Annotated in this window: 29 protein-coding genes and 1 pseudogene; 13 read left to right on the forward strand and 17 right to left on the reverse strand. The window is 64.7% G+C overall.

Annotated elements, in window-relative coordinates:
- Positions 1 to 193: 193 nt before the first annotated feature.
- Genes EB233_RS13395 through EB233_RS13405 form a run of 3 tightly spaced genes read right to left on the reverse strand, consistent with a single transcriptional unit; the run spans position 194 to position 1,523 of the window.
- Positions 194 to 895 carry a RibD family protein gene (locus EB233_RS13395; RefSeq protein WP_064989089.1) on the reverse strand — a complete coding sequence of 234 codons (702 nt, stop codon included), beginning with the start codon at positions 893 to 895 and terminating at the stop codon, positions 194 to 196.
- Between the two features lie 32 nt (positions 896 to 927).
- The gene (locus EB233_RS13400; RefSeq protein ID WP_064989088.1) at positions 928 to 1,329 is read right to left on the reverse strand and encodes a type II toxin-antitoxin system HicB family antitoxin; all 402 of its coding nucleotides are present in this window, start codon (positions 1,327 to 1,329) and stop codon (positions 928 to 930) included.
- A gap of 5 nt (positions 1,330 to 1,334) precedes the next feature.
- On the reverse strand, positions 1,335 to 1,523 hold the full coding sequence (locus EB233_RS13405; protein WP_081294017.1) for a type II toxin-antitoxin system HicA family toxin: 189 nt from the start codon (positions 1,521 to 1,523) through the stop codon (positions 1,335 to 1,337).
- 360 nt (positions 1,524 to 1,883) lie between these two features.
- Between EB233_RS13405 and EB233_RS13410 the strand changes: the two genes are divergently transcribed.
- From EB233_RS13410 to EB233_RS13420, 4 genes and pseudogenes are all read left to right on the forward strand, one after another.
- Positions 1,884 to 2,831: a substrate-binding domain-containing protein gene (locus EB233_RS13410; RefSeq protein WP_027052239.1), complete on the forward strand. Its 948-nt coding sequence runs from the start codon at positions 1,884 to 1,886 to the stop codon at positions 2,829 to 2,831.
- A gap of 302 nt (positions 2,832 to 3,133) precedes the next feature.
- Positions 3,134 to 3,514: pseudogene (locus tag EB233_RS32330) on the forward strand (ATP-binding cassette domain-containing protein); the annotation flags it as partial.
- Between the two features lie 42 nt (positions 3,515 to 3,556).
- A complete protein-coding gene (locus EB233_RS13415; RefSeq protein WP_425487735.1) occupies positions 3,557 to 4,648 on the forward strand; it encodes a sugar ABC transporter ATP-binding protein in 1,092 nt (363 codons plus the stop codon).
- Entirely contained in the window at positions 4,645 to 5,661 is a 1,017-nt protein-coding gene (locus tag EB233_RS13420; protein WP_027052241.1) for an ABC transporter permease, read from the forward strand. The genes EB233_RS13415 and EB233_RS13420 overlap by 4 nt, the downstream gene beginning before the upstream one ends.
- Positions 5,662 to 5,746: 85 nt before the next feature.
- On the opposite strand, the gene EB233_RS13425 is transcribed toward EB233_RS13420, so the two are convergent.
- Entirely contained in the window at positions 5,747 to 6,325 is a 579-nt protein-coding gene (locus EB233_RS13425) for a flagellar basal body-associated protein FliL (RefSeq protein WP_244277637.1), read from the reverse strand.
- A gap of 180 nt (positions 6,326 to 6,505) precedes the next feature.
- Between EB233_RS13425 and EB233_RS13430 the strand changes: the two genes are divergently transcribed.
- Complete coding sequence (locus EB233_RS13430) at positions 6,506 to 7,777, forward strand: hypothetical protein (RefSeq protein ID WP_064989086.1); 1,272 nt, start codon at positions 6,506 to 6,508, stop codon at positions 7,775 to 7,777.
- A gap of 53 nt (positions 7,778 to 7,830) precedes the next feature.
- Here the strand turns inward: EB233_RS13430 and EB233_RS13435 are convergent, their stop codons facing one another.
- The 4 genes from EB233_RS13435 to EB233_RS13450 form a co-directional block, all read right to left on the reverse strand.
- Positions 7,831 to 8,406, reverse strand: coding sequence for a hypothetical protein (locus EB233_RS13435; protein ID WP_064989085.1), 576 nt, complete (start codon positions 8,404 to 8,406; stop codon positions 7,831 to 7,833).
- Positions 8,403 to 8,999 (reverse strand): hypothetical protein, encoded by a 597-nt coding sequence (locus EB233_RS13440; RefSeq protein WP_064989084.1) that lies wholly within the window; start codon positions 8,997 to 8,999, stop codon positions 8,403 to 8,405. Before EB233_RS13440 ends, EB233_RS13435 begins: the two co-directional genes overlap by 4 nt.
- Positions 8,996 to 9,583, reverse strand: a complete 588-nt coding sequence (locus EB233_RS13445; RefSeq protein ID WP_064989083.1) for a hypothetical protein — start codon at positions 9,581 to 9,583, stop codon at positions 8,996 to 8,998. Before EB233_RS13445 ends, EB233_RS13440 begins: the two co-directional genes overlap by 4 nt.
- A 149-nt stretch (positions 9,584 to 9,732) precedes the next feature.
- Positions 9,733 to 10,095, reverse strand: coding sequence for a hypothetical protein (locus EB233_RS13450; RefSeq protein ID WP_064989151.1), 363 nt, complete (start codon positions 10,093 to 10,095; stop codon positions 9,733 to 9,735).
- A 173-nt stretch (positions 10,096 to 10,268) separates the two neighbouring features.
- Between EB233_RS13450 and EB233_RS13455 the strand changes: the two genes are divergently transcribed.
- On the forward strand, positions 10,269 to 10,571 hold the full coding sequence (locus EB233_RS13455) for a hypothetical protein (protein WP_064989082.1): 303 nt from the start codon (positions 10,269 to 10,271) through the stop codon (positions 10,569 to 10,571).
- A gap of 9 nt (positions 10,572 to 10,580) precedes the next feature.
- On the opposite strand, the gene EB233_RS13460 is transcribed toward EB233_RS13455, so the two are convergent.
- Positions 10,581 to 10,880, reverse strand: coding sequence for a ribbon-helix-helix domain-containing protein (locus tag EB233_RS13460; RefSeq protein ID WP_064989081.1), 300 nt, complete (start codon positions 10,878 to 10,880; stop codon positions 10,581 to 10,583).
- An 88-nt stretch (positions 10,881 to 10,968) separates the two neighbouring features.
- The gene (locus EB233_RS13465) at positions 10,969 to 11,673 is read right to left on the reverse strand and encodes an XRE family transcriptional regulator (RefSeq protein WP_064989080.1); all 705 of its coding nucleotides are present in this window, start codon (positions 11,671 to 11,673) and stop codon (positions 10,969 to 10,971) included.
- Positions 11,674 to 11,735: 62 nt separating this feature from the next.
- Between EB233_RS13465 and EB233_RS13470 the strand changes: the two genes are divergently transcribed.
- Both EB233_RS13470 and EB233_RS13475 read left to right on the forward strand, forming a co-directional pair.
- Entirely contained in the window at positions 11,736 to 12,125 is a 390-nt protein-coding gene (locus EB233_RS13470; protein ID WP_244277636.1) for a hypothetical protein, read from the forward strand.
- 124 nt (positions 12,126 to 12,249) lie between these two features.
- Complete coding sequence (locus EB233_RS13475; protein ID WP_064989078.1) at positions 12,250 to 12,945, forward strand: GcrA cell cycle regulator; 696 nt, start codon at positions 12,250 to 12,252, stop codon at positions 12,943 to 12,945.
- 2 nt (positions 12,946 to 12,947) lie between these two features.
- On the opposite strand, the gene EB233_RS13480 is transcribed toward EB233_RS13475, so the two are convergent.
- Both EB233_RS13480 and EB233_RS13485 read right to left on the reverse strand, forming a co-directional pair.
- Complete coding sequence (locus EB233_RS13480; protein ID WP_425487731.1) at positions 12,948 to 13,244, reverse strand: DUF982 domain-containing protein; 297 nt, start codon at positions 13,242 to 13,244, stop codon at positions 12,948 to 12,950.
- 111 nt (positions 13,245 to 13,355) lie between these two features.
- Complete coding sequence (locus EB233_RS13485; RefSeq protein ID WP_027052254.1) at positions 13,356 to 13,637, reverse strand: DUF982 domain-containing protein; 282 nt, start codon at positions 13,635 to 13,637, stop codon at positions 13,356 to 13,358.
- Positions 13,638 to 13,723: 86 nt separating this feature from the next.
- Here EB233_RS13485 and EB233_RS13490 point away from each other — a divergent pair, with 86 nt between their 5' ends.
- The 3 genes from EB233_RS13490 (at position 13,724) to EB233_RS13500 (ending at position 15,484) form a co-directional block, all read left to right on the forward strand.
- Positions 13,724 to 14,416, forward strand: a complete 693-nt coding sequence (locus EB233_RS13490; protein WP_064989077.1) for a YdaU family protein — start codon at positions 13,724 to 13,726, stop codon at positions 14,414 to 14,416.
- A complete protein-coding gene (locus EB233_RS13495; RefSeq protein WP_155765328.1) occupies positions 14,337 to 14,642 on the forward strand; it encodes a hypothetical protein in 306 nt (101 codons plus the stop codon). Before EB233_RS13490 ends, EB233_RS13495 begins: the two co-directional genes overlap by 80 nt.
- A 248-nt stretch (positions 14,643 to 14,890) precedes the next feature.
- A complete protein-coding gene (locus tag EB233_RS13500) occupies positions 14,891 to 15,484 on the forward strand; it encodes a DUF6456 domain-containing protein (RefSeq protein ID WP_064989075.1) in 594 nt (197 codons plus the stop codon).
- Between the two features lie 54 nt (positions 15,485 to 15,538).
- Here the strand turns inward: EB233_RS13500 and EB233_RS13505 are convergent, their stop codons facing one another.
- The 5 genes from EB233_RS13505 to EB233_RS13525 all read right to left on the reverse strand — a co-directional run bounded on the left by EB233_RS13505 (position 15,539) and on the right by EB233_RS13525 (position 20,385).
- Positions 15,539 to 15,844, reverse strand: coding sequence for a hypothetical protein (locus EB233_RS13505; RefSeq protein ID WP_064989074.1), 306 nt, complete (start codon positions 15,842 to 15,844; stop codon positions 15,539 to 15,541).
- Between the two features lie 256 nt (positions 15,845 to 16,100).
- Positions 16,101 to 18,071: an acyltransferase family protein gene (locus tag EB233_RS13510; RefSeq protein WP_064989073.1), complete on the reverse strand. Its 1,971-nt coding sequence runs from the start codon at positions 18,069 to 18,071 to the stop codon at positions 16,101 to 16,103.
- A 219-nt stretch (positions 18,072 to 18,290) separates the two neighbouring features.
- On the reverse strand, positions 18,291 to 18,797 hold the full coding sequence (locus EB233_RS13515) for a DUF2306 domain-containing protein (protein WP_064989072.1): 507 nt from the start codon (positions 18,795 to 18,797) through the stop codon (positions 18,291 to 18,293).
- A 175-nt stretch (positions 18,798 to 18,972) separates the two neighbouring features.
- Positions 18,973 to 19,275 carry a hypothetical protein gene (locus EB233_RS13520; protein WP_064989071.1) on the reverse strand — a complete coding sequence of 101 codons (303 nt, stop codon included), beginning with the start codon at positions 19,273 to 19,275 and terminating at the stop codon, positions 18,973 to 18,975.
- 522 nt (positions 19,276 to 19,797) lie between these two features.
- Positions 19,798 to 20,385, reverse strand: a complete 588-nt coding sequence (locus EB233_RS13525; RefSeq protein WP_064989070.1) for a TetR/AcrR family transcriptional regulator — start codon at positions 20,383 to 20,385, stop codon at positions 19,798 to 19,800.
- A 107-nt stretch (positions 20,386 to 20,492) separates the two neighbouring features.
- Here EB233_RS13525 and EB233_RS13530 point away from each other — a divergent pair, with 107 nt between their 5' ends.
- Both EB233_RS13530 and EB233_RS13535 read left to right on the forward strand, forming a co-directional pair.
- Positions 20,493 to 21,308, forward strand: coding sequence for an oxidoreductase (locus EB233_RS13530; RefSeq protein ID WP_064989069.1), 816 nt, complete (start codon positions 20,493 to 20,495; stop codon positions 21,306 to 21,308).
- Positions 21,309 to 21,392: 84 nt separating this feature from the next.
- Positions 21,393 to 22,394, forward strand: a complete 1,002-nt coding sequence (locus EB233_RS13535; RefSeq protein WP_064989149.1) for an NADP-dependent oxidoreductase — start codon at positions 21,393 to 21,395, stop codon at positions 22,392 to 22,394.
- Positions 22,395 to 22,434: the final 40 nt, after the last annotated feature.

Consider the following 22,434-nt stretch of genomic DNA (forward strand, 5'->3'; position numbering starts at 1 on the left):
CGTCATCCCAGGGCGGAGCAGGAGCGAAGCTCCGTCGCGGAGACCCGGGGTCCATTCCGTGACCTCGAACGAAGGGCGCAGCGGAGCAGTATCCTGCACCGTTGCGGCGCTCAAGAGTCCCGACATGGATCCTCGGGTCTGCGCGCGTCGCTTCGCTCCTTGCTCCGCCCGTGGATGACGAGGCGATGGGGGATCATGCTCCAGGGCTAACCGCATAGCGCAAGTGGATCAGCCCATGCGCCAGCGTTTGGCAAGATGTCAGCGACAGCCGCATCTTGCCCGCAAGGCCGCTTTCGCCGAACTCGACAAAGCCCTGGTTGCCGGCCCGCGCATCGAGCGCGGGCGCGACGAGCAGGCTGAGCTCGTCGACAAGCCCGGCGGCGAAGAATGAGCCGTTGATGCCGGCGCCGCCTTCGAGCAGCAGCCGGCGGATGCCGAACTCGCGCCCGAGCACATCGAGCATCGCGGCTAGGTCGATCTCCGCCGTCTCCGAGACGATGTAGGAGACGCCGTCGCCGGCTAGCTCGGCCAGATGGCTGTCGGCGACGTCACGCCCGAGCAGCACGACGACGTGGTCGCCGCCGACATCCGGTTTGGAAAAGTGCAGCTTGCCCGAGGCATCGAGCGCCACGGCATAGGTGCCTGCGTCGCGTCGGGCGAAATGGTGCGGCCGCTCGACCTTGCCGGCGTGCGCCGGCGGGTGCGCGCCGGTCTTGCTCATCTCGGCCATGGTGACGCGGCCGACGATCCAGGCATCGCCTTCGAGATCCTCGTGGATCTGCTCATAGAGGCTCGACCACTCGGCACGTGTCCCGTCCGGGCTCGTGGTGTAGCGGCTGGGGTGAAGGCTGCCGTCGAGCGAGGCGAGCATATGGCAGACGATGTGCGGCTTCATGGGTTCTCCAGCTCAATCTCTACTGAGCTTCATCAGGCCACTTCGAGGTCCATCACTTTCTCAGCCGCCTTCGCGAGAAACCCGGATCGAGTATAGCCATGGGCTTCGGCAAAGGCATCGATCCGCCGCAGGACGTCGTCGGGCAACGTCACGTTGATACGCACTGCCTTCCTGGTGTCGGTCTTGGCCGCGACCAAGATCGCAACACCGTCACGATTGTCGGCGTCCGCCATCACAGCCTCCAGACTCGAAGGCTCCGGAATAGCATCGCCATCCTCGACCAGCCCTTCGACGTGGAGGGCGAGGGCCTCTTCTGCCATGGACCGCGCGTCATCCAGATCCTTGCCGGCGGTAATCACGCCTGGGAAATCAGGGAAGGACACACCGAAGTCGCTGCCGGCATCCTTATGGATAAGTCCGATATACTGCTTCATGTCCGTCACCTCAGTTTCAGTCCAGATTGCTTTTCGATGCTGCGCAGAGTGCCTATTGGGATATCGCGCCTGGGATGAGGAACAGTGACCCGTCCTTGCTTATCGCGGTGTTTGAATTGTGCATGGCTGCCCTTTCGGGCAACTTCGAACCAACCATCAGCTTGCAACAGGCGGATAATATCAGCGCTATTCATGTGTATTTATACACACTGATAGGTTATCTTTCAACCAAAATGTGAAAGCCGGCCTGGGTCAATACGCCAGCCAGATCGGCGAAGCGCCGCGCTTATCGCGCCGGCCAGGATGCCTGCATCCAAAATTCCGACAATTCCGATAATTGGCTGCCCAGCACTGTTATATCGATGTTGCACAAATGGTTGACCCCGGGTTAGCATCCTCTCGTTGACGCTGCTCGGAGGAGTTTAGGCGGTGCCAACTGGAGCGGCAGGCGGCTTCGGGCACGCGGATGCTCCAACACTTTGAACCGACGCATGATCCTTCCTGAAACCGGCCCGGTTTCCGGGGCCGTGCGTTTTCGTGGAGGAGGATCAACCATGAACAGACGTGAATTCCTGATGACGTCCGTGGCCGCGGGCGCGATGGTGCTGGCCGCGCGTTCGGCATTCGCCGAGGACAAGCTGACCATACTGGGCTCGGTGCCCAATCTCGGCTTTCCGTTCTTCGTGCACATGCTGAACGAGATCAAGGCGGAGGCGCAAGCGCAAGGCGTCAACCTGACCGAGAGCGACGGCCAGAACTCGGCCACCAAGCAGACGGCCGACATCGAGGCGGCGCTGGTGCAGAAGGTCAACGCCATCGTGATTTCGCCGCTCGACGTCAACGCGCTGGCGCCGGCGATCGAGGAGGCGGTCAAGGCCGGCGTTCCCGTGGTGACGATCGACCGCCGCGTCGACGGCGTCCAGGGCATCCTCGCCCATGTCGGCGCCGACAACGTCAAGGGCGGCGAGGCGGAGGCGAACGCCATGGTGGCGGCGTTCCCCAACGGCGCCAAGCTGTTCCACCTGCAGGGCCAGCCGGGTGCCGGTCCGGCGATCGACCGCAACAAGGGCGTGCACAATGTGCTCGATCCGCTGAAGGACAAGTACCAGATCATCTATGAGCAGACCGCCAATTTCGCCCGCGCCGAGGCGTTGACGGTGACGGAAGCCGGCCTTGCCGCCAACGGCAAGCCGGACGCCATCATCTGCGCCAATGACGACATGGCGCTCGGCGCGCTCGAGGCGTGTGCCGCGCGCAACTTCACCGACGTCAAGATCTACGGCTTCGACGCGCTGCCGGAAGCGCTGGTCGCGGTCCGCGACGGCAAGCTCGCCGGTACGGTCGAACAGTTCCCCGGCCAGCAGTCGCGCACCGCCGTGCAGATCGCGGTCGCCTACGCCAAGAACAAGACCGAGCCGAAGGAGAAGCTGGTGCTTTTGACGCCGATCGTCATCGGCAAGGACAATCTCGACAAGGCGGAAAGGCTGAGCGAGACGAAGTAGGGCTGGATTGGTCAGGCTGGCGGGGCACACCCCCTCTGGCCTGCCGGCCATCTCCCCCACTTGGGGGGAGATTAGCAGTCTTGCCGACAGGGCGTCTTCTGTCGGGTTGATAACTGGCGAAAGCAGAGACAACATCCAATCTCCCCCGTCCTGGGGGAGACGTCCGGTAGGACAGAGGGGGGCGTGCCCCGCTGCCTGCCGCAATCCGGGAGCCATCCTTGCCAGCTGAAGCCGCACCCGTCCTGCTTGCCGTCGACGGCCTCACCAAGCATTTCGCCGGCGTGACGGCGCTCAGCGATGTCTCGCTCGACATCCGCCCCGGCGAAATCCTCGGCCTGCTCGGCGAGAATGGCGCCGGAAAATCAACGCTGCTGAAAATCCTGTCGGGCGTCATGCCGCCCTCCAGCGGGCACATCACTTTCGACGGCGCCGACTACCAGCCTGCCAGCCCGCAGGATGCCAAGCGGGCGGGCATCGTCACCATCTACCAGGAGCTCAGCCTGATCCCGACGCTGACGGTGGCGGAGAATATTTTCATCGGCCGCGCGCCGACCGGGCCGCTGGGATTGGTGAGCTGGAAGCGCATGGAGCGGGACTCCCGCGATATCATCGCCCGCGTCGGCCTTTCCATCGACCCGATGACGCCGGTCTCGGCGCTCTCGGTGGCCGAGCAGCAGCTGGTCGAGATCGCCCGCGCGCTGTCGCTGAAAAGCCGGCTGATCATCATGGACGAGCCGACATCGGCGCTGACCGAGACCGAGGTGCAGCGGCTTTTGTCGATCATGGACCGGCTGCGCCGTGACAAGGTCGCCATCATGTTCGTCACCCACCGGCTGGAGGAGGCGTCCGCCATCTGCGACCGCATGACGGTGCTGCGCGACGGCCGGCTGGCCGGGCATCTCGACCGCGACCAGGGACGGCCGATCCAGCTGCCGCGCATCATCGAGAAAATGGTCGGCCGCGCGGCGTCCGAACTTTACGCGCGGCCGGCCCAGCGCGCGGTCGCCGGCGATGTGGTGCTGTCGGTGCGGGCCTTGCGCACCGTGCGCGATCCCGAGGCACCGCATGCCATTGTGCTCGACGGCGTCGACATCGACCTCAAGGCCGGCGAAATCCTCGGTGTCGCCGGGCTCGTCGGCTCCGGCCGCACGGAACTGGCGCGCGCCATTTTCGGCGCCGACCGCATCGCGGCCGGGACCATCACGCTCGACGGCAAGCCGATCGCGCCGGCCTCGCCGGCCGATGCCATCGCGCTCGGCATCGGGCTGGTGCCGGAGGACCGCAAGCACCAGGCGATCTTTGCCGCGCTCGGCATATTGCCGAATTTCTCCGTCGCCTCGCTCGGGCGTTTCAGCAACGGCTTCGGCTTCATGGCCGAGCGGCGCGAGCGCGACGCGCTGTCCGGCTTCCGCAAGATGCTGTCTATCCGCATGGCTTCGGCCGAGCAGGCGATCGAGGGCCTGTCGGGCGGCAACCAGCAGAAGGTGATCCTGGCGCGCTGGCTGGCGCGCGATCCAAAGGTGCTGATCGTCGACGAGCCGACGCGCGGCGTCGATGTCGGCGCCAAGGCCGAGGTGCATCAGATCCTGGTGCAATTGGCAGCGCGCGGCATCGCGGTGATGATGATCTCATCGGAACTGCCCGAAGTGCTGGCTGTATCGGACCGCATCGTCACCATGCGCCGTGGCCGCATCACCGGCGAGATGCCGGGCGTCGAGGCGAACGAGGAGAAACTGATGGAACTGATGGCGCTCGACAAGCAGGATACACTTGGGCAAGACGCGCAGGGCCGGGACGCAGAGAGGCAGGCACGATGAGCGTGACGGAACAGAGCGAGCGTGGCGGCGGCATCAATTTCGCGCGGCTGCTGATGAGTTTCGGGCCGCTGCTGTTCCTGGCGGCGCTGGTCGTCGTCTTCACCGTGCTGAAGCCGAGCTTCATCGACCCGATCAATCTGTTCAACATCACCCGCCAGATCTCGATCACCGGGCTGATCGCGCTCGGCATGACCTTCGTCATCCTAACCGCCGGCATCGACCTGTCGGTCGGCTCGCTGCTCGCTTTCTGCGGCATGGTCGCCGCCGTCGTCGCCAAGGGCGGCGCCGCCAACACGCTGTCGCTATCGACGAGCGGAACGCAGGGCTATGGCTGGTTCGCGGCGCTGCTGGCCGCCGTCATCGTCGGTGCGGCCGCCGGCGGCGTGCAGGGGCTCGCCATCACCAGGCTGAAAGTGCCGCCCTTCGTCGTCACGCTGGGCGGGCTGACGGTGTTTCGCGGGCTGACGCTGACCATCTCCAATGGCGGCCCGATCTCCGGCTTCGACGCCTCGATGCGCTGGTTCGGCACCGGCCTGATCGGCCCGGTGCCGGTGCCGGCAATCATCTTCGCCATCGCCGCAATCCTGTGCCATATCGTGCTGCGCTACACGCGTTACGGCCGTGCCGTCTATGCCGTCGGCGGCAATGCCGAAGCCGCGCGGTTGTCGGGCCTGCGCGTCGACCGCATCCTGGTCTCGGTCTATGTCATCGTCGGCTTCTTCGCCGGGCTCGCCGCCTTCGTCCTGTCGGCGCGGCTCAACTCTTCCGAAGCGGTCGCCGGCATCGGCTACGAGCTGACGGTGATCTCCGCCGTCGTCATCGGCGGCACCTCGCTGTTCGGCGGCATCGGCTCGGTCGGCGGCACGGTGGTGGGGGCGGCGCTGATCGGCGTGCTGCAGAACGGGCTGCAGTTCAACAACGTCTCGTCCTACACGCAGAGCATCGTCATCGGCCTGATCCTGATCCTGGCGGTGGCGTTCGATCGCTGGCTGAAGTCGCGGGTCAGACGGTAGACCGGGAAGGTCCGCGCTCGCGCCAACGGACCACAGCGATGTCCGTTACGCTCTCAGCGTTGTGCACCTGGGGCGAATGTCAACTCTACGCGGGCAACTTCACCTCGACGATGCGCGCCGAGCCTGGCACCAATTGCCCCTGATGGTCGAAGCGCAGCACCACCACCCAGTTGAACTCGTCGCCGGGCCATGTGCCGTTCGGCAGCAGCGCCTTGGGGTCGGCGCCGAAGGCCTTGATCAGCTTGCCCAGCTGGCCGTGATGCCAGGCGATCAGGATCGATTTGCCGTGGCTTTCGGTCGCCAGCGCTGCGACCAGGTTCTGGACTTCCCTGTCGGCGAAGCGCTGGTCGATGGGCAATTTCAAGGCTTCGGAGAGCGGCGTCAGCGTCAGCCGTTCGCGCGCGCTGTTCTTGGAATCGGTGCTGGCCACCAGCATGTCGGGCCGGAAGGCGACGCCGTCGAGCATGAAGGGCTGGAAATAAGCGACATAGGCCTGCGCGCGAGCCTGGCCTTGCGGCGACAGGCCTGGGCCGCTGTCGGGCTTTTCGCCGTGGCGCACGATCAGCACCGTGGTGTCGGCAAGCCCTGATGTGGTGTCGCCGGCGGCATGGGCGGACAGAGCGAGCGCCATCATCCACAGGGCGGCGAGAACAAGGCGTTTCATGGCGGGTCCTTCGGGCGATCGGCGATGTCCTCCAATCAGCGCATCATTCCGACGGAATCAGGGCCGGGCGGCATCTTCTTTCCCGGCAAAGGGGAAGGACGGCGCGCGCCGTCCACTGCTTGCAAAACAATCGTGCCTTGCTAGAAAGGCCCAGGGCGGGTGGCATCGTGAGAGAACCTCATGGTTGCCGACATCATCAGACCGATCAGCTTGAGTTTTTCGCTGCTGCGCCGCTTCTGGCCGCAGCTCGTCGCGCTCGTGCTGGCCGGGGTGCTGGCCGGCGATCTCCTGCTGCAACTCGCGGCCAAGGTGGCGCTCGCAAACCATTTCGCCGGGCTCGCCATGCTGACGCTGGTGGCGCTGGCGCAACTGGTGGTGACGGTGGCGATGTTCCATGTGCTGCGGCCCGGCCTTCCGCATCTGTTGGCCGCGCAGCGCGGCGCGGACAAGGCCGAAGAGCCTGCGACAGACCGGCAGGGCTCGCGGCTGGTGCGCATGATCACCATCGCGCTGTTGCCCTTCTTCGCCTATTACGCCGCCTGGGGCTTCCTCGGCGACATCGTGCGGCAATATTCGCGCGAAACGCTCGACCAAGCCGATTTCGGCCAGAGCGCCAACGTGCTCGACGTGCTCGATTCGCGCTGGCTGCTGGTCTCGGTGGCGGTGTCGTGGCTGATCCGCCGGCTGGCCAAGTTCATGCAGACCCGGACAAAAACCGCGTCGTTCTGGCAGATCGTCGTGGTGATCTGCGAAACCAACTGGATCTTCGTCGGTCTCTACGTGATCAGCCGCTGGAAGGACTCGGCGCTGCAATGGCTGATGAGCCGCAGTTTCTGGTCGACCCTGCAGGCGGCGGCAGAGGGGCTGGCGAGCCCCGTGCCGGTGGCCGCGGCCACCCCCATGGTGCCGGTCGAGATCACCTCGATCGCGCCCTCGACGGTTGCCGTCAACCTGTTCTTCTACATGCTGTTGCCGTTGATCTGGCTGGTCATGGCGGCGCTGATCTACGGCTATGACGTGCGCGACGATGCCGCGCTGAGACGCGTGCACAACCGGGTGGAGCGGTTCGGCCAGCGCTATGCCGGGCTGCCGAAGTTCCTGCGCGATTTCGTCGAGCATTTCATCGCCGGCTACCGCTCGCGCTATTTGCCGATCGCCAATGGCGTGCGGCTGACGGTGAGTTCGAGCCTTCTGCTTCTGTGCACGCTGATTGTCGGCTACCGCCTCATCGACTGGGGCGCGGCCTGGCTGTGGCTCGGCGCGACGCGGCTGATCGGCCCGCATGAGCTCGATGTCTGGCAGATCTTCTCACGCGGTGTGACGCTGCTGTTCGGCAGCCCGTTCCAGGATTCTTCCACCGGCATCTTGATCGAGCCGATAAGGATATGTTTTCTCGCCGCCGTGCTGGAGACAGCGTTTTCGCTGACGAAAGGGACGGAGGCGGCGGCATAAGGCGGGGTGTTGGAGCGCGTCCCTCTCCCCGCAGAACGGGGAGAAGAACGCCTTCATTTCGGCGGCCTTTGGAAACGCAGATACCATGGCCGCTCGCTGCCGAGCCCGACCGCCGGGCGGATGGTTTTCACGGCATCCTCCGGGATGATGAAAATATCGCCGACGGTAACGACATCGCCCTTCTTGGCGCCGGAAAAGATCGCCGCGCCGCAGTTCATGACGCCGCCCGGCAGGCTGACGCCGACGATTGAATCCGGCAGCCAGCGGCGCCCAGTGGCGTCGGTCAGCATCAGCTTGCAGCCCAGCCACTGCTTTTGCAGGTCGGGGTCGCCAATGGTGACGGAGAAGGTGGCGATGACGGCGAAGGCGTGGTCGGGCAGGCGGCCGGCCTTGCCGCCGCGCAGATCGGCCAGTTTCCAGTCGCTGCCGCCGAACGGCACCGATCGGCCGAAATCGACATCCCTGGCGACGAGGTCCTCGCCATGCAGCCATTCGCGCAGGCTGTCATAGCCGGTCTCGGCCAGTGTCAGCGGCAGCAGGATGACGAGGGCGACAAGGCTACGCCGGCGCCATTTTTTCTCTGCCTGCCGGTCAGCCGCCAGCTCCAGGCCTGACGAAATGTCGGTCATGATTTGCCCTGCGGTGGCGGCGCGTCGAGGTCGTATTGCGGCAGCACGTCGATTGGCTGGCCGTCGGCGCCTGTCGGCACCCCGTCGAGGCTGATGCGCGCCTGGGCGTCGAGCGGGCCAAACTGACGTTCGGCGATCAGCAGCCTGGCGCCGCTGATCTGGTCGGGCGGCACTTCGAACACGAACAGGCCGCGTTTTTCCAGACCCGGATCGACGCCATGCGGCGGCATGTCGGGGCTGTAGCCCAGCCGCTCCGTCTGGTGGTAGCGCAGCCCGGTCGGGCCTTGCCAGGTGCCGTCGGCGACCGTGGTGGAGGCAACGGTGGCGGTGAGATTGGTCGTCACCACTGCCCAAAGGCCGCTGGTGGTCAAGAGTTTCTCCTGGCCGAACTGGCTGGTTTTCAAGGCGCGGGCAAAGACCACCTTGTCCAGCCTGACATCGAAGCTGCGCGCGTGCAGCGTGTCGTGCATGGCGCCATCGACCGGGATCGGCGCGGTGAGGTCGGCATAATGCGGTTTCGACACCTGCATGCCGTAGCTCAACGCCACGGTCGCGCAGAGGATGGCGAGATTGCCGAGGACACGGATTTTCATGAGCCGGTTCCCTGGGCCTGCCCATCGGCGACCGGCAAGGTGACGGTGCCGAGCCGATAGGGATTGAACCAGCCGGGCATACCGTAGAGATTGTCGCGCGGCTTGAACATTTCGGTGGTGATGCCGAAGCTCACGCTGGCCGGCACGACGGCGTCACCGGCGAGCGGCCAGACATAGGCCATGCGCTCGGTCATGCCTGGATGCAGTTCCGGCGTCAGCGTCGCATCGCGGGTAAGCGCGATCATCGGCATGGGGTCGGGCAGGGCGATGCCGTCCGGCTTGAAGACATCGAAATAGGCCTTGTCGGATTGCGCGGTGCGGTTGGTCATGTCGGCCTCCAGCACCAGCGCTTTCTGGCCAGGCTTCAGCAGCACGCCATGGACCCGGGCATGGCTAACATAGGCGCGCACCGGCTGCACGCGCCAGCGTCCTGCATCGACGGCAGTGCCGGGCGGCAATTGCGGCGGCGCGTGGGCGGGCAGGGCGCCGAAGGCACCCATCAGGCCGGCGACGAACAGCGCCGCGATGGTTCCCGCGCCGGCCGTTATCCAAGTCTGAACTTTTGAGCGGGCGGTCTTGAACATTCCAGATCATGCGTCGAACGAACAGCCACCCGCAGGCAATGTAGAAAGAAAAAGCGGTCTTTGAAACTCGAAAACGGCTGAACCCGAAAACGACTGAACCCGAAGACAACTGGGGAACCCGAATGTGGCTGGTCCAGCCCTGTCCGGCCTCAGGCTGGTTCGAGCGCCCACAGACGGTGGCCGTAGCGGCGGAAGAAACGCGCCACGAGACGCTGCTGCCTGGCCCTGACGAGGTCGGGCAGGCGACGTTCCTGGCGCCAGCGCGGCATGTTGCGCCAGCCGGCGATGACATGAGTGGCATCCTCGATGGCTTCGTCCGCCGACAAGGCCGGGCCGATCGCGGCCAGGAACAGCGGCTCCGACTGCTTCAACGCATCGATGATTGCCTTGCGCCTGAAATGGTCGTGGCGGGCTTGGGCGATGCCGTTGCGGCGGATCGCCTCGAACGCTTCGAGCAAGGCAGGGCTGTCACCGGTGTAACCGCAGGCGCGGGCGAAATCGGCGTCATCCATCATTGCTCCCGGATCTGATGCGGCAGGCGACTCACATTTGTGAGTTTATAAAAGTATAACTCAAAAATCGATAAAAGAGAAACTTTTGGAGAAGTGTTGAAACTGCGACTCGACTCCTGCTTGAAAACGCAGGAATATATGAACAAATCAGGAACAAACGGGGTGGAGGGGCAATGGCATTACCCGGCAGGAAACCAGTCATCGCGCATGTCGCCTCGCTATCGGTCGAGTGCGCCGATTGCGGCCGCAACAGGTGGTGGAAGGCTGATGAACTCCGGCGTTTCGGGGTGACGGGCAACACGCCGCTGGCGGAGCTTTCCGGCCGAATCGTCTGCTCGGCCTGCCGTGCCGACGGGCTGCCGGGCACGGCGGTGTCGATCCAGGCGGCCTTCATCGACGAGCGCCAGCGCGTGCACAGCGAGGCGCAGATGCTGAGCGAGCGCGAGGTGCTGGTGGAAGGGGCGAGGCGGGCTTGATGAGTGGCGTCAGAAGGCGTCGTCTTGGCGGGAACGCTTGCCCGCCAATGCGTCAATGCGGTTGTGAAGTCGCTTGCGTACTTCCTCGAGAGGCGAGACGAGCGAAGGATCCTTCTGCAACGCATCCATCGTCGGCGCGACCTCTTCCCGCAACCAGCGATCGACGGCAGCGTCTCTTGCGGCAAGGGTTCTCAGGCCATCGCGGATGACTTCGCTCTCCGTTGCGTACTCGCCGGATGCCACCTTATTCTTCACCATTTGCGCCATCTCGAGCGGCAAGGTGATGGTCAGAGGCTGGGTGCTGCGCATCGCGATTCCCTGGATCAAATGAGCGTGTATGACTTAATCATACACTTTTCCACACGTGCCGCTAGCCAGATGATGGCCCTTGTGTCCTCTAATACCCCAGCAATTCCTTCAGCGGGATCACCCGCCAGACATGCTTGATGGCGTAGCGGTTGAAGGTCAGCGTCTTCGGCGGATTGTACTGCTCGACCACCAGCTCGCCCGCCGTGCGCTTGACCAGTTTCTTGATGAAGGCCTTGCCGTTGCGCTCGTTTTCTTCCGGAAACGTCTCGATCACCACATGGTCGCCGGGGATCGCGTCGCGGCCGCCGCAATAGATGAGGTCGCCGGGTTCGTAACGCGGCACCATGGAATCCGACAGCACATGCAGCGCGAATACCTTGGGCAGGTTGCGCACGCCCGGCGGGCGCTGGACGTAACCGGCAGGCTCGCCGTTGAAGGTGAAGTCGCCGTCGTCGCCGCCGACCGCGGCGCCCAGCACTTCGATATCCATTGATCCGGCGGGCAACGGGCCGGCATCGGTGACGATCTCGGCGTCGGCCACCGGGCCGGCATCGTCGAGGAAGACGACCTGCCCCTGGCCGAGCGCGACAGGGTCGACGCGCAGGAAGGCGGCGGTCTTCAGAAGGTTCTCGGTTTTGGGCAGATTGCGGCCGGTCTCCCAATTGCCGACGGCGGCGACATCGGTGTCGTTGTGCTCGGCAATATGGCGCATCACCAGGCCGCGCTGCTTGCGCGCCTGGCGTATCGCCGCCCCGACCCTGATCGACAGTTCCGTTTTCGCCATGGCGCCCATGTGAGCGATGAAAGTGGCTCTCGTCTATGAAAGAATGGCTTGCATCTATTTTTGAGTTATGCTTGTATCTGGTCATGCACAACCTGTCCAGCTTTCATGGCGCGGTAGCGCCGGCCTCCCGCGAGGCCAACAAGGCGACCGAAGTCGCCACCCTTCCGTCCCGGCCGTCCTCCTCCCCGGCCGTGGCGAAGCCCGAGCGCCTTGATGCCTCGGGTCCGGCCCGCCCGTCAGCGGCGGCCGGAACGGCCGGAGCCGCCGCTCCCCTCGGCTCCGGCCCTCTATTCGACCGGCATGCTGCCGGTCCCTACGCGCGCTCCTGCATCCGCACGCAGGACGGCACCGTCATCCTGTTCGAACCGATGACGGGCAGGGCGGTTTGCGCCCCCGACAGGAAGACGGCGGAGGCGCGGCTGGCGCGGCTTTGCGCCGGTCACTCGGTCCGCTCCGGCTAGGCCGGCGCCAGCCCGGCATCAAACCACAACTCACCGCGGCTTTTCGGAGCCGGAACCCCCGACGCTTGCCTGACGGCGCGCCTTGAAGCGCTGCCGCAGGCCGACCCTTGGATGGAGCCTGGAGATGGCGGGATATAGCGACGCCGAATTGCAAGAGATCGCCCGCTGGCTGAAGGAGGGGCTTTCGGCCTCGAGGATCGCGGCGGTGTTCAGCGCGCTGCGCGGCAGCCCGGTCTCACGCAACGCCATCATCGGCATCGTTCATCGCAACACCATGCTGGGCGCCATCGGCTTTGCCAATGGCCGTGGGATGCCGCCGGTGGCAAGACAAGCTGCCGGCGAACCGGCAATGCGCAAGCCGGCCCAGGCGAAGCGGGCAAAGGGCAAGGCCGGCGGCGGCAAGGGCGCGGGTAGAAAGGTCGCCAATGGTCATCCCGGCCAGCTCGCGGACAACGACATCGCGCGCAAGAACAAGGCCCGAGCCCGGCGCGACTCTTCGCCGGCCTGGCTGCCGCCGCGCCTGTTCGTGCGCGAGGTGGGCGTGCTGATCGCCGATGGCGAGGCCTATCGTTTCAAAGTGCCGGCGCCGGCGCGCGGACCCGTTGGCCGCCAGCCGCATGGCGTGGCGATGCGCTTCATCGACTGCCTGTTCTCCCGCTGCCGCGCACCGCTCGACCTGACGCTGGAAGAGAACCCGCAGGACGATGCGCCCGGCAGCCAGCCCGGCGCCGACATGCTGTGCTGCGGCATGCGCACCCGGGCGCTGAAAAGCTATTGCAGCTACCACCAGGCGCGGTTTCAGAGGCGAGTTTGCGTGTGAGCCTATTTCGGTATTTGCCGGCCCTGCTTGGGCATGCGGCTTTGCACGCTGCGGGCCTCCAGCCGCATGGCCGGGCCACCTTCGGCAACCAGGATGCCGGCGACGCGGGCAAAGCCGGTAAACACCTTGATCGCGTCGGATTCCGAGATTTGCGCCGCGATCGCGGCGCTGCAAGCGTTGAGCGCGCTACGGTAGACGTGGCCGCGCCGCTCGACCGGCCAGCGCTGCAGGAAATCGGCGGCGTCGCTGACGCTGTCGATTTCCTCGACCTCTCCGTCGAGACTTACTTTAAGAGGCACTCCTGTTTTCATCGTACCCACGGCGTTCACCTTCGGTGTTGCAGCGGCTTTCAAGCCTCTGCTGATAAACGCGCGAGGCCCTCGGGCGGTTGCATCGCCTTCGCGCGGCCTTCACGGGCTGGCGGCGGCATCGAGCCAATCATACGCGCGGCTCTTGCTCTTGACCATCAAAATGCCTTGTCGCCGGGCGGCCTTGCTGAAGGCTTCGAAGGCGGTGCGCGGACAGCAATTGCCTTCGACCGCCAGCCTGACCAGTCTTGCGGCTTCAATATAGGCTGGTGCCGTCTTGTCGGGCCATTGCCGCTGCAGCGCCGTCTGGGCGTCGGCTACGGAGCCGACCAGCATGGTCTTGTTGTCGCAAAAACGCAGCGTAATCGGCATGAACGCCGTCATCGGCAAACCTCCCTCTTGCATGGTCGCGTCATAACGTACTGGCCGGCGGCTGGTTCCATTAGCTTGCGTGTAAGCAAGGGCCAGGCATGAGCGAGCGGCCTTTCATGCAGCTCTACGTCTCCGATTTCGTCGGCGATACGTTGCAGCTCTCCACCGAGCAGATCGGCGCCTACATGCTGATCCTGATGGCAATGTGGAACGCTGGCGGCCGGCTGCCCGACGACGACGCCAAGCTGGCGCGCGTTGCGCGCATGTCGCTGAAAAGATGGCGCGCGCTGAGCGGCGACCTGTTGACCTTTTTCGAGCGTGAGGCAGGCGAGATCGGCCACAAGAGGCTGACCAGGGAGTTGCACAAGGCGCTGGTCAAAAGCGAGGCGAGGGCGGCCGCCGGGGCGCGCGGCGGCGCCGCCACCGCGTTGAAAACAAAGGCGTATGCCGAGCCAAATGCCGGCGCTTTGCCGCGGCATTCTCCAGACTCCAGAAACCAGAGTGAAAGAGCTTCGGCTTTTTCCCCTGAGAATGCGCCGCATTCTTCGGCTCGTGGAGAACAAGGGGAGGCAGTGTTTTCCCCTGAAGGCGCGCGGCATTTTTCGCCCGCCAACAAAACAGCCGCCGCGTCTTCGGGGAAGAGACCCGGCTGGGTCAGGCCGAAAACCCATACCGACGCCGCCAACGCCATCATCGAGGAGATCCGCCGCCATGACCGCAGCCGAACTGCAGCAGGCGACGAAGGCGCTGGCGGCGATGTTCTCATGCTTCCCGCAATCGGCCCTGACTGATGTCGAGATGCAGATGCGCGGCTATCTCGGCGCGGTGCGCGACGCCGAACTCGCCGATCTGCAGGCAGCCATCCAGCGCTTCGTGCGCGGCGAGGTGAGGACCGGCAACGCCCAGTTCTGCCCGTCGAGCGCGCAGCTCTGCATCGAGGTGCGCGAGCGGCGGGTGATGCGCGAGCTGATGGCGAAAAGGGCGATGCAAGTGCCGGTGAAGCAGGCGACAGGATGACCAGTTCAGACAGGTCGGCGGGACAGCGCCCCCCTCTGGCCTGCCGGCCATCTCCCCCACGAGGGGGGAGATTGGCAACTTCGCCCGCAGCGCCTTTTCAGTAACCCGGACGATTGGCGAAACCCGTCGAGATATTCGATCTCCCCCCTCGTGGGGGAGATGCCCGGCAGGGCAGAGGGGGGCGCCGTCCCGCCAGCCTTTCCAACTAACACCCAGTCACCCCAAACCAAAACCGAAGGAGCCAGCCCATGCCCAGAAGGACCAAAGCCGCCAAGCCGCAGGCGCCGAAACTGCCCAAGGGGGAGGCCGAACAGGTGCGTATCCGTCGCGAGGTCGGCCATGATTTCGCGCTGAAAGACGACGCCTTCGGCCGCAAGCGGCTGGCCACCGGCACGGCTGAAGCCCGCCGCGTCTACGAAGTGTCGAACGACGGCTACACCTCGACAGGCGGCATCGTGCGGGTGCGCAGCGTCGATCCGCTCATCGGCATCACCTCGCTGTCGCGCCAGCAACGCGAGGCCGGCCAGCGCTACCGCGAGGATTTCCAGTGCAGCCAGCAGGCTGATGTCAAGCCGATGCGCTGGACCGAGCGCGTCGATGGCGGTCGCCACGGTGGCGGCATCGCCGACAGCGTGCTGGACGCCGGGCGGGCGCATGCCGCCGCGACCAGGGCGCTAGGGCACTGGGAGGTCGCGGCGGTGGCGCGACAAGTCTGCTGCATGGGGGAGTCGGTGAAGGGTGTGGCGGAACAGACCGGCGACAGCAGGGACGTGGTGACGAAGCTCCTGAAGGTCGGGCTCGATCTGCTCGCGGTGCACTATGGGATGATGATGGGGCGGTGAGGGGCGCAGAAATCCGACCGGCACATGCCGGTCGGATCAGTTCACAAGGCCAGATCATCCGCAGACGCGGACTTCCTCGACGATCCTGTGATGATGACGCCAGTGATTGATCAATTCGATGTGGCAACGGTGGTGGTGCCGCCGGTGGAAATAGCGGGGCCGGTAGCCGTTGTCGTAGGCGTCGTAGGGGCTATAGACATAACGGCCGCCATAGTCCCCATAGTTGTCGTAATAATCGTTGCCACAATAGTCGTTGTAGCCGCCGATGCCGATAAAGACGTGACTGCGGGCGGCGGCAGGCGCGATCATCGCCGCCGCCGAAGCAATGGCGATAACCGAGACAAGCAGGAGCTTCTTCATGGCTGCCTCCTTTTCAAGGTTTGTCTAATATAACGGTCAAGACGCGGTCTCGTTCCATGGATGCCGTCGACGCGGCTCGAGCGCGGAAAGGTGACGCCTGAGCGCGATGTGGCGGAACTGGCGGCCAGTGAGGGCGAGCCTACGCTGGATGCAGAGAGGCTGGCGGGTAAGATGCGAAGCAAGGCAGACGCCGCGCCGCCCCTCATCCGCCTGCCGGCACCTTTTCCCCGTGAACGGGGAGAAGGCAGCTAGTTCTTCAAAACAGTGCCTTCTCCAGCGGCCCTTCCAGCGTCTCGGCGAAGCCCGTCGCCAGATGGTGCCTGTCACGAAACGCCAGCTTTCCGCCGATGAACACATGGCACTGCGTCGGGCCGCAGAAGCGGTCGGTTAGGTCGACGTAGAGCGTGTCGGGGACGCTCTTGACCACGGCGCGCTCTTGCGCGGCGGCGCGGTCATTGGCGGCCTGCGCTCTCGGCGTGTCGCAGCGCGAGGGGGCTTCGCGCCACCACAAGGCGCGGGCCACGCAGGAATCAGCGAAGTTGTCGCCGATCGGCGTGTCGCGGATGACGGCGGTCTCGACGCCGGCCTGGCTGAAGGCCTGCAAGGTCGAGCGCAGGCCGGCCCGCCAGCGCGCGGTCTCTTGCGTGCGGCCGGCGGCGGGCATGTCGCGGGTCAGGTTGCCGATCGAGAATTCCGAGATCACCACGAGGCGCGGCTTGCGGCGGATGATTTCGGCTATCGCCTGTTCGCGCCAGGCGTCGCATTCGGTGTAGTCGCGCTTCAGCACCGTGTTGAAGGTCGACAGCCGTGAGGCGCGACAAGAGGATTTGAGATAGGTGACCACCTTGGTGTGGTTGCGGCTCGCCGCCTCGACCAGCGGCGTCGACCAATGGTCGGCGTGCGAATCGCCGAACAGCACGATGGTGTGGGCGGCGTCGGCCGGGCCGAAGGTGCAGGGTTTCGGCGTCACCGTGTGGAAGTCGAGCAGGCAGTTCGCATCGGCGGTGCGCGCCGTGGAGGGCTGTTCGGCGGCCTGTTCGATGCCGCGCTGGGCCGGGTCGATGTTGCGCGTCGCCAGATGCGCATTGGCATAGGCCACCGCCACGCCGAGGCCGGTCAGCGCCAAAGCGGGGGCGAGCGCCCATTTGCCCGCCGTGAGCCAGCCGAAGCGCCGCCCCGGGTTCTCGATCAGGTGATAGGTGAGGAACGCCAGCAGCAGCGCCAGCGCGCCACAGCCGAGGCGCTGGAGGACGGTGAGATCCGGCGCCAGCATGCCGGCATAGACGATGACAGGCCAATGCCAGAGATAGAGCGAATAAGAGAGCGCGCCGACCCATTGCAAAGGCGGTAGCGACAGCACGGAAGCGGGCACGAGGGCCTGCCAGCCGCTTGGACTGGCCGCGACATTGTCATCGCCCGTGCCGGCCAGCAGCACCAGCACCGTGCCGGCGACCGGGAGCGCTGCGTACCAGCCGGGGAAGGGCAGGTCTTCGCTCAGGCAGAGATAGGCGATCGCGATCAGCGCCAGGCCAAGCCAGCCCTGCGCTGCCCGCAGCCACGGCCGATGCCGCCACAGGGCCGCCGGCGCCAGCGTCGCCAGGCCGCCGGCGGCGAACTCCCAGGCGCGCAGCGGCGAGAAGTAGAAGGCCCAGGCCGGCGAGAGGCTGGTCAGCCACAGGCAGGCGGCGAAGGAGGCGAGGCCGGCGACGCCGATCACCACCATGGCCATGCGCCGGCCCGGATGCAGCCAGGCGGCGAAGACGAGCAGCGTTGGCCAGACGAGATAGAACTGCTCCTCCACCGACAGCGACCAGAAATGGATGAAGGGATTGCTCAGGGCATCCGAGGCAAAATAGTCGAACGACCAGCGCAGCAGCCACAGATTGATGGCATAGGCCGAGGCATACATGGCGCCGCGCGAATAGAGCGCCTGCTCCTGTGGCGCCAGAATGAAATAACCCGTGCAAAGTGTCGCCAGGATGACGAACAGGGCAGCCGGCAGAAGGCGCCGGGCGCGGCGGGCATAAAAGCGCCAGAGATCGAGCCCGCCGGTCTCTGTGATCTCGCGCATCAGATGCGTCGTGATCAGCCAGCCCGAGATGACGAAGAAGATGTCGACGCCGGCAAAGCCGCCGGGCAGTGCCGTGAGGCCGAAATGATAGGCAACGACGCCGCCAACCGCCAGCGCGCGCAATCCCTGTATATCAGGCCGAAAAGATGCCGCCACGAGGCCTCCTTCCTTACGCCCAGCCCGCCACGCATTTCCAGGCCCGACTGGCCGCTATCGCAATGCAGCAAGTTTTTCGCAGTGCAACATGGCCAGAAGGAGGCGAGCGCCTGCGCCACGGCGGTGAAGATCGCCAGGCCCGTGGCGGCGTCGGGGTTCTCGATCTCGACCCTGCCGTCAGGCATCGATGCTGCGCGCGGGTTCAGCGCCGGAAGATGTCTACGCTCGAATGGCTGCCGGCTTCGCACGGCGCGCGGCATAGAGGCCGGCCGCTGCCGCCGCGACGACCAGGGCGGCAAAGACCGCCAGCTTTTGCGGCGTCGCGCCCTGCGGGCCGAAGGCGACGGCATACATGGTGCGGCCGGGAATGAAGGTCAAAAGCCCGGTAATGATCATCCCGAAAATGTAGGTGCCCTGCATGATGCGGCGGTGCGCGGCAATGTTGCCGCCGCGCGCGGCGCGTACGCCGCGCCACAGCATCACCAGGACCAACAGCGACAGAAGGTGGATCGGGCTGAACGGTCCCCACAGCCGGATCGTCCAGATGAACAGGCCGGAGCCGGCGACCATCGCCATCAGCGCCACCCAGACGCGGCCAAGCGCCCGGTGCAGCGGGTCGCCCTTGCGGCGCCAGAGCTGCACGGCACCGAGCAGCAGCGCGGCGATGGCGATCAGCGCATGGAGCTGGATGACGGGCGAGGCATGAAGCAAAGGGCTGAGCGACATCGGCATTCTCCGCGAGATGGCGGATTATGGCCGAGCATCCCGCAACAAAACAGCCCCGCACGACGGGCTGTTTCGCATCGCCGGGGCGATGACGCGTCTAACTCTTTACGCAATTCCCAAGGGGAAGCGCCATGCGCTTCTCCCGGGAGAACCGTTACACACTTGCTGGAATTGCCTAGCTGCCGCCGTTCAACTTCACACTGCTGCAGAATTCCGGATGGGTGTTGGTGGGGTTGGCGTTCTTGGCCTCGTCGGCGCAGGCCGTCTTCATCGCGGTCTGGTCGTCGGGCGTCAGAGCCTTCCAGGCTTTGACGAAATCGTCATTGCCGCGCAGCGTCTTCATGCTGGAGTCGGTGTAGAAGGGCTGCATCTTGGCCGGGTCGTCGAGTGCTGATGTGCCAGTGTTGCCACCCGCCAGAGCCGAGCCTGCGGCCATTGAAAGCGCCATGGCGCCAAGACAGATCATCTTGATATTCATGGTAGGTTCCTTCCCTGTTGCTTATGACCGTCGAAGCAACGATCAAAAGCGTAACGGGAAGATTTGGGTAAAAGTTCCGGCTCTTTCCGTGTGTTACGCTAAAATTTCCAAAATATATCAGGAAAAATCCTGAAATCCTTTCACACCTTCATCGTATTCCCGACGAAAGCTTTGATATCTTCAGATGGCCGCGCAATAACCGCCGCCGCCTGCCGTGGTTAGCGCGAGGACCAGCCGGACGTCGCACCGTTCGGCGACTTGAGAACTTCCCGGCGTCCTGAATGTTCCGTGCCGGTCGCCCAACGCTGCCTCAAACAACTCCGCCTCAAAAAAAGCCCCACCGGCATAGCCGGCGGGGACATAAACGGAGGTCTGCGATCGCCTTGGGAAGGCGATGCCGGCAGCAACGAGAACGGCGGGCGAAAAGTTTCTGCGGTGCCCGGTGATATCGAAGCCGGCCCCAACCCGGGCGTGGCCGCGAGGAACCGCACCACGACGGCCTGAGGCCGCCGCTCGTCGTTTCTACGAAACCTCTCCACCTTGGCGCTGCTGGATCAGCGTGCGCGCGGCGTCCGCTCCCGCCGCCAGGATGCGGTCGGACAATTCTGTTCCTTCCAGCGCGCGGGCCAATTGAAGAGCGCCGATGAGCGCCGCGAAGATGCCCAGCGCCACGCCTTCCGGATCACGGGTGTGCGGCGGCATGTCTTCTGCCAACTGGCGCACCAGCTTCATCAGGCCTTCGGTGTAGAGGTGGCGCGTTTCGGCCGGCTGGCGCGCGATTTCCGGCAACAGCGCCGCTGATGCGCAGCCCGTCTCCGGATGATCGCGATGCTCTGATGACAGATACATGGCCATGGCCAGTTCCAGCCCGCCGGCGGCCAATGCCTCCTGCAATTGCCGCGATTGGGTCTCCAGCGCCGATGCGATGCTCTCGCGGACAAGGTCGGCCTTGGACTGGAAGTGTGGATAGAAGGCGCCGTTCGTCATTCCGGCGTCGCTCATGATGCTGGCCAGTCCGGACGCGGCGATGCCGTCGCTTCGGAAGCGTTGCGCGGCGACCTCCATGATGCGGCTGCGTGATGCGTCCTTCCGGCCCTTGTCGTAGCGCATGATGGCTCCTTCTCATTTTTCTCATTGAATTATGAGTGTAATGTGATATTACGATCGTAATTTAATAATCGCCGACAGGCAATACCACTCGAGTTTGGAGTTATCAGATGAACCGGAATTCCGGGAAGACCGCGATCGTGACCGGAGCGTCCTCGGGTATCGGCCGCGCCAGTGCCGAAGCCTTGGCGCGGGCCGGCTTCACTGTTTTCGGGACGAGCCGCAAACCCACCAGCCAAAGCCCGGAAGGAGCGTCGATGCTGGTTTGCGACGTGACCGACGACGCGTCCGTCGCGTCCCTGGTTTCGGCCGTCCTTGGCAAGACCGGCCGGATAGACCTCTTGGTCAACAATGCCGGCATCGGGCTGCTGGGCGGCGCGGAAGAATCCTCGGTCTCGCAGTCAAAGGCCCTGTTCGACGTCAATCTGTTCGGCGTGATGCGGATGACCAATGCGGTGCTGCCGTCGATGCGGCGGCGCGGCGAAGGGCGCATCGTCAATATCGGATCGATCCTGGGCCTGGTTCCCGCGCCGTACTCGGCCCATTATTCCGCCGTCAAGCACGCGCTCGAAGGCTATTCGGAATCGCTCGACCACGAGGTACGTGCCTTCAACATACGTGTCTCGGTCATCGAACCGGCGTTCGTGCGCACCGTGTTCGACCAGAACGGGTTCGAGCCCGACTCCGTCATCAAGGAATACGATGAGGCGCGAGCCGGGGTCGACGCATTGCTCCGCGACGTGATGCCGAAGGCCGATCCCCCGGAAGTGGTGGCGAAGGTGGTTCTCACGGCCGCTACCGACAGGCACCCGCGCCGGCGCTACACGGCCGGCAAGGCAGCCCGGCAGGTGAGCATATTGCGGCGGTTCGCGCCCGCCGCGATGTTCGACAAGACCTTGCGCAAGCAGTTCCGCCTGCCGGCCTGAACGAAGCGGGAATTTTTCCCGAGGCATGACGCCTTGCGGCCAGGTTTCGGGCCGCCATCGAGACCATTCTAGAAAGCGAATATGATGAAAGCCTTCGTCGTCGACAAATATCAGAAGAAGGGCGCCTTGCGCCTTGCCGAAATGCCGGAACCTGAATTGCGGGACAATGATGTCCTGGTCGAAATTCACGCCGCCGGTGTCAACCTTGTCGATTCCAAGCTCCGGGATGGGGAGTTCAAGCTGATAGTGCCCTATCGCACGCCCTTCATCCTGGGCCATGACGTGGCGGGGATCGTCGTGCGGGCCGGTTCGAAAGTCCGCAAATTCAAGCCCGGTGACGAGGTCTATGCGCGGCCGCGCGATGGCCGGATCGGGACGTTCGCCGAATTCATCGCCATCGATGAAGCCGACGTGGCGCTGAAGCCAAAAAACCTCAGCATGGAAGAAGCCGCCTCCATTCCGCTCGTGGGCCTGACCGCATGGCAGGTGCTGGTCGAGACGGCCGGGCTGAAGAAAGGCCAGAAGGTGTTCATCCAGGCTGGCTCCGGCGGCGTGGGGACCTTCGCCATCCAGCTGGCGAAGCATCTCGGTGCCACCGTCGCGACGACGGCCAGTGCGGCGAATACCGGTCTGCTGAATGCTCTCGGAGCCGATATCGTCGTCGACTACAAGAAAGACGATTTCGAAAAGGTCCTGAAAGGCTACGACGTCGTGCTGAACAGCCAGGACGCCAAGACGCTGGAAAAATCCCTGAATCTGCTGAAGCCGGGCGGCAAACTCATCTCCATTTCCGGTCCGCCGGATCCCGCATTTGCCAGCAAGCAGGGGCTGAACATGGTTCTCAAACTGATCATGCGCCTGCTGAGCCGCGGCATACGCGGCAAGGCCAGGCGCGCCGGTGTCGACTATTCGTTCCTGTTCATGTGGGCGCAGGGCGATCAGCTGGGCAAAATCACGTCGCTCATCGAATCCGGCGTCATACGCCCCGTCATGGACCGGACTTTTCCGTTCGAGAAGACCAACGAGGCATTGGCCTATGTCGAAACCGGGCGTGCCAAGGGCAAGGTCGTCATCAAGGTCAGATAGGTCTAGTCTTCAGCGAGGCGCCCGATCTCTCTGTTTTTTC

This window comes from Mesorhizobium erdmanii (assembly GCF_013170725.1).
Classification (GTDB): Bacteria; Pseudomonadota; Alphaproteobacteria; order Rhizobiales; family Rhizobiaceae; genus Mesorhizobium; species Mesorhizobium erdmanii.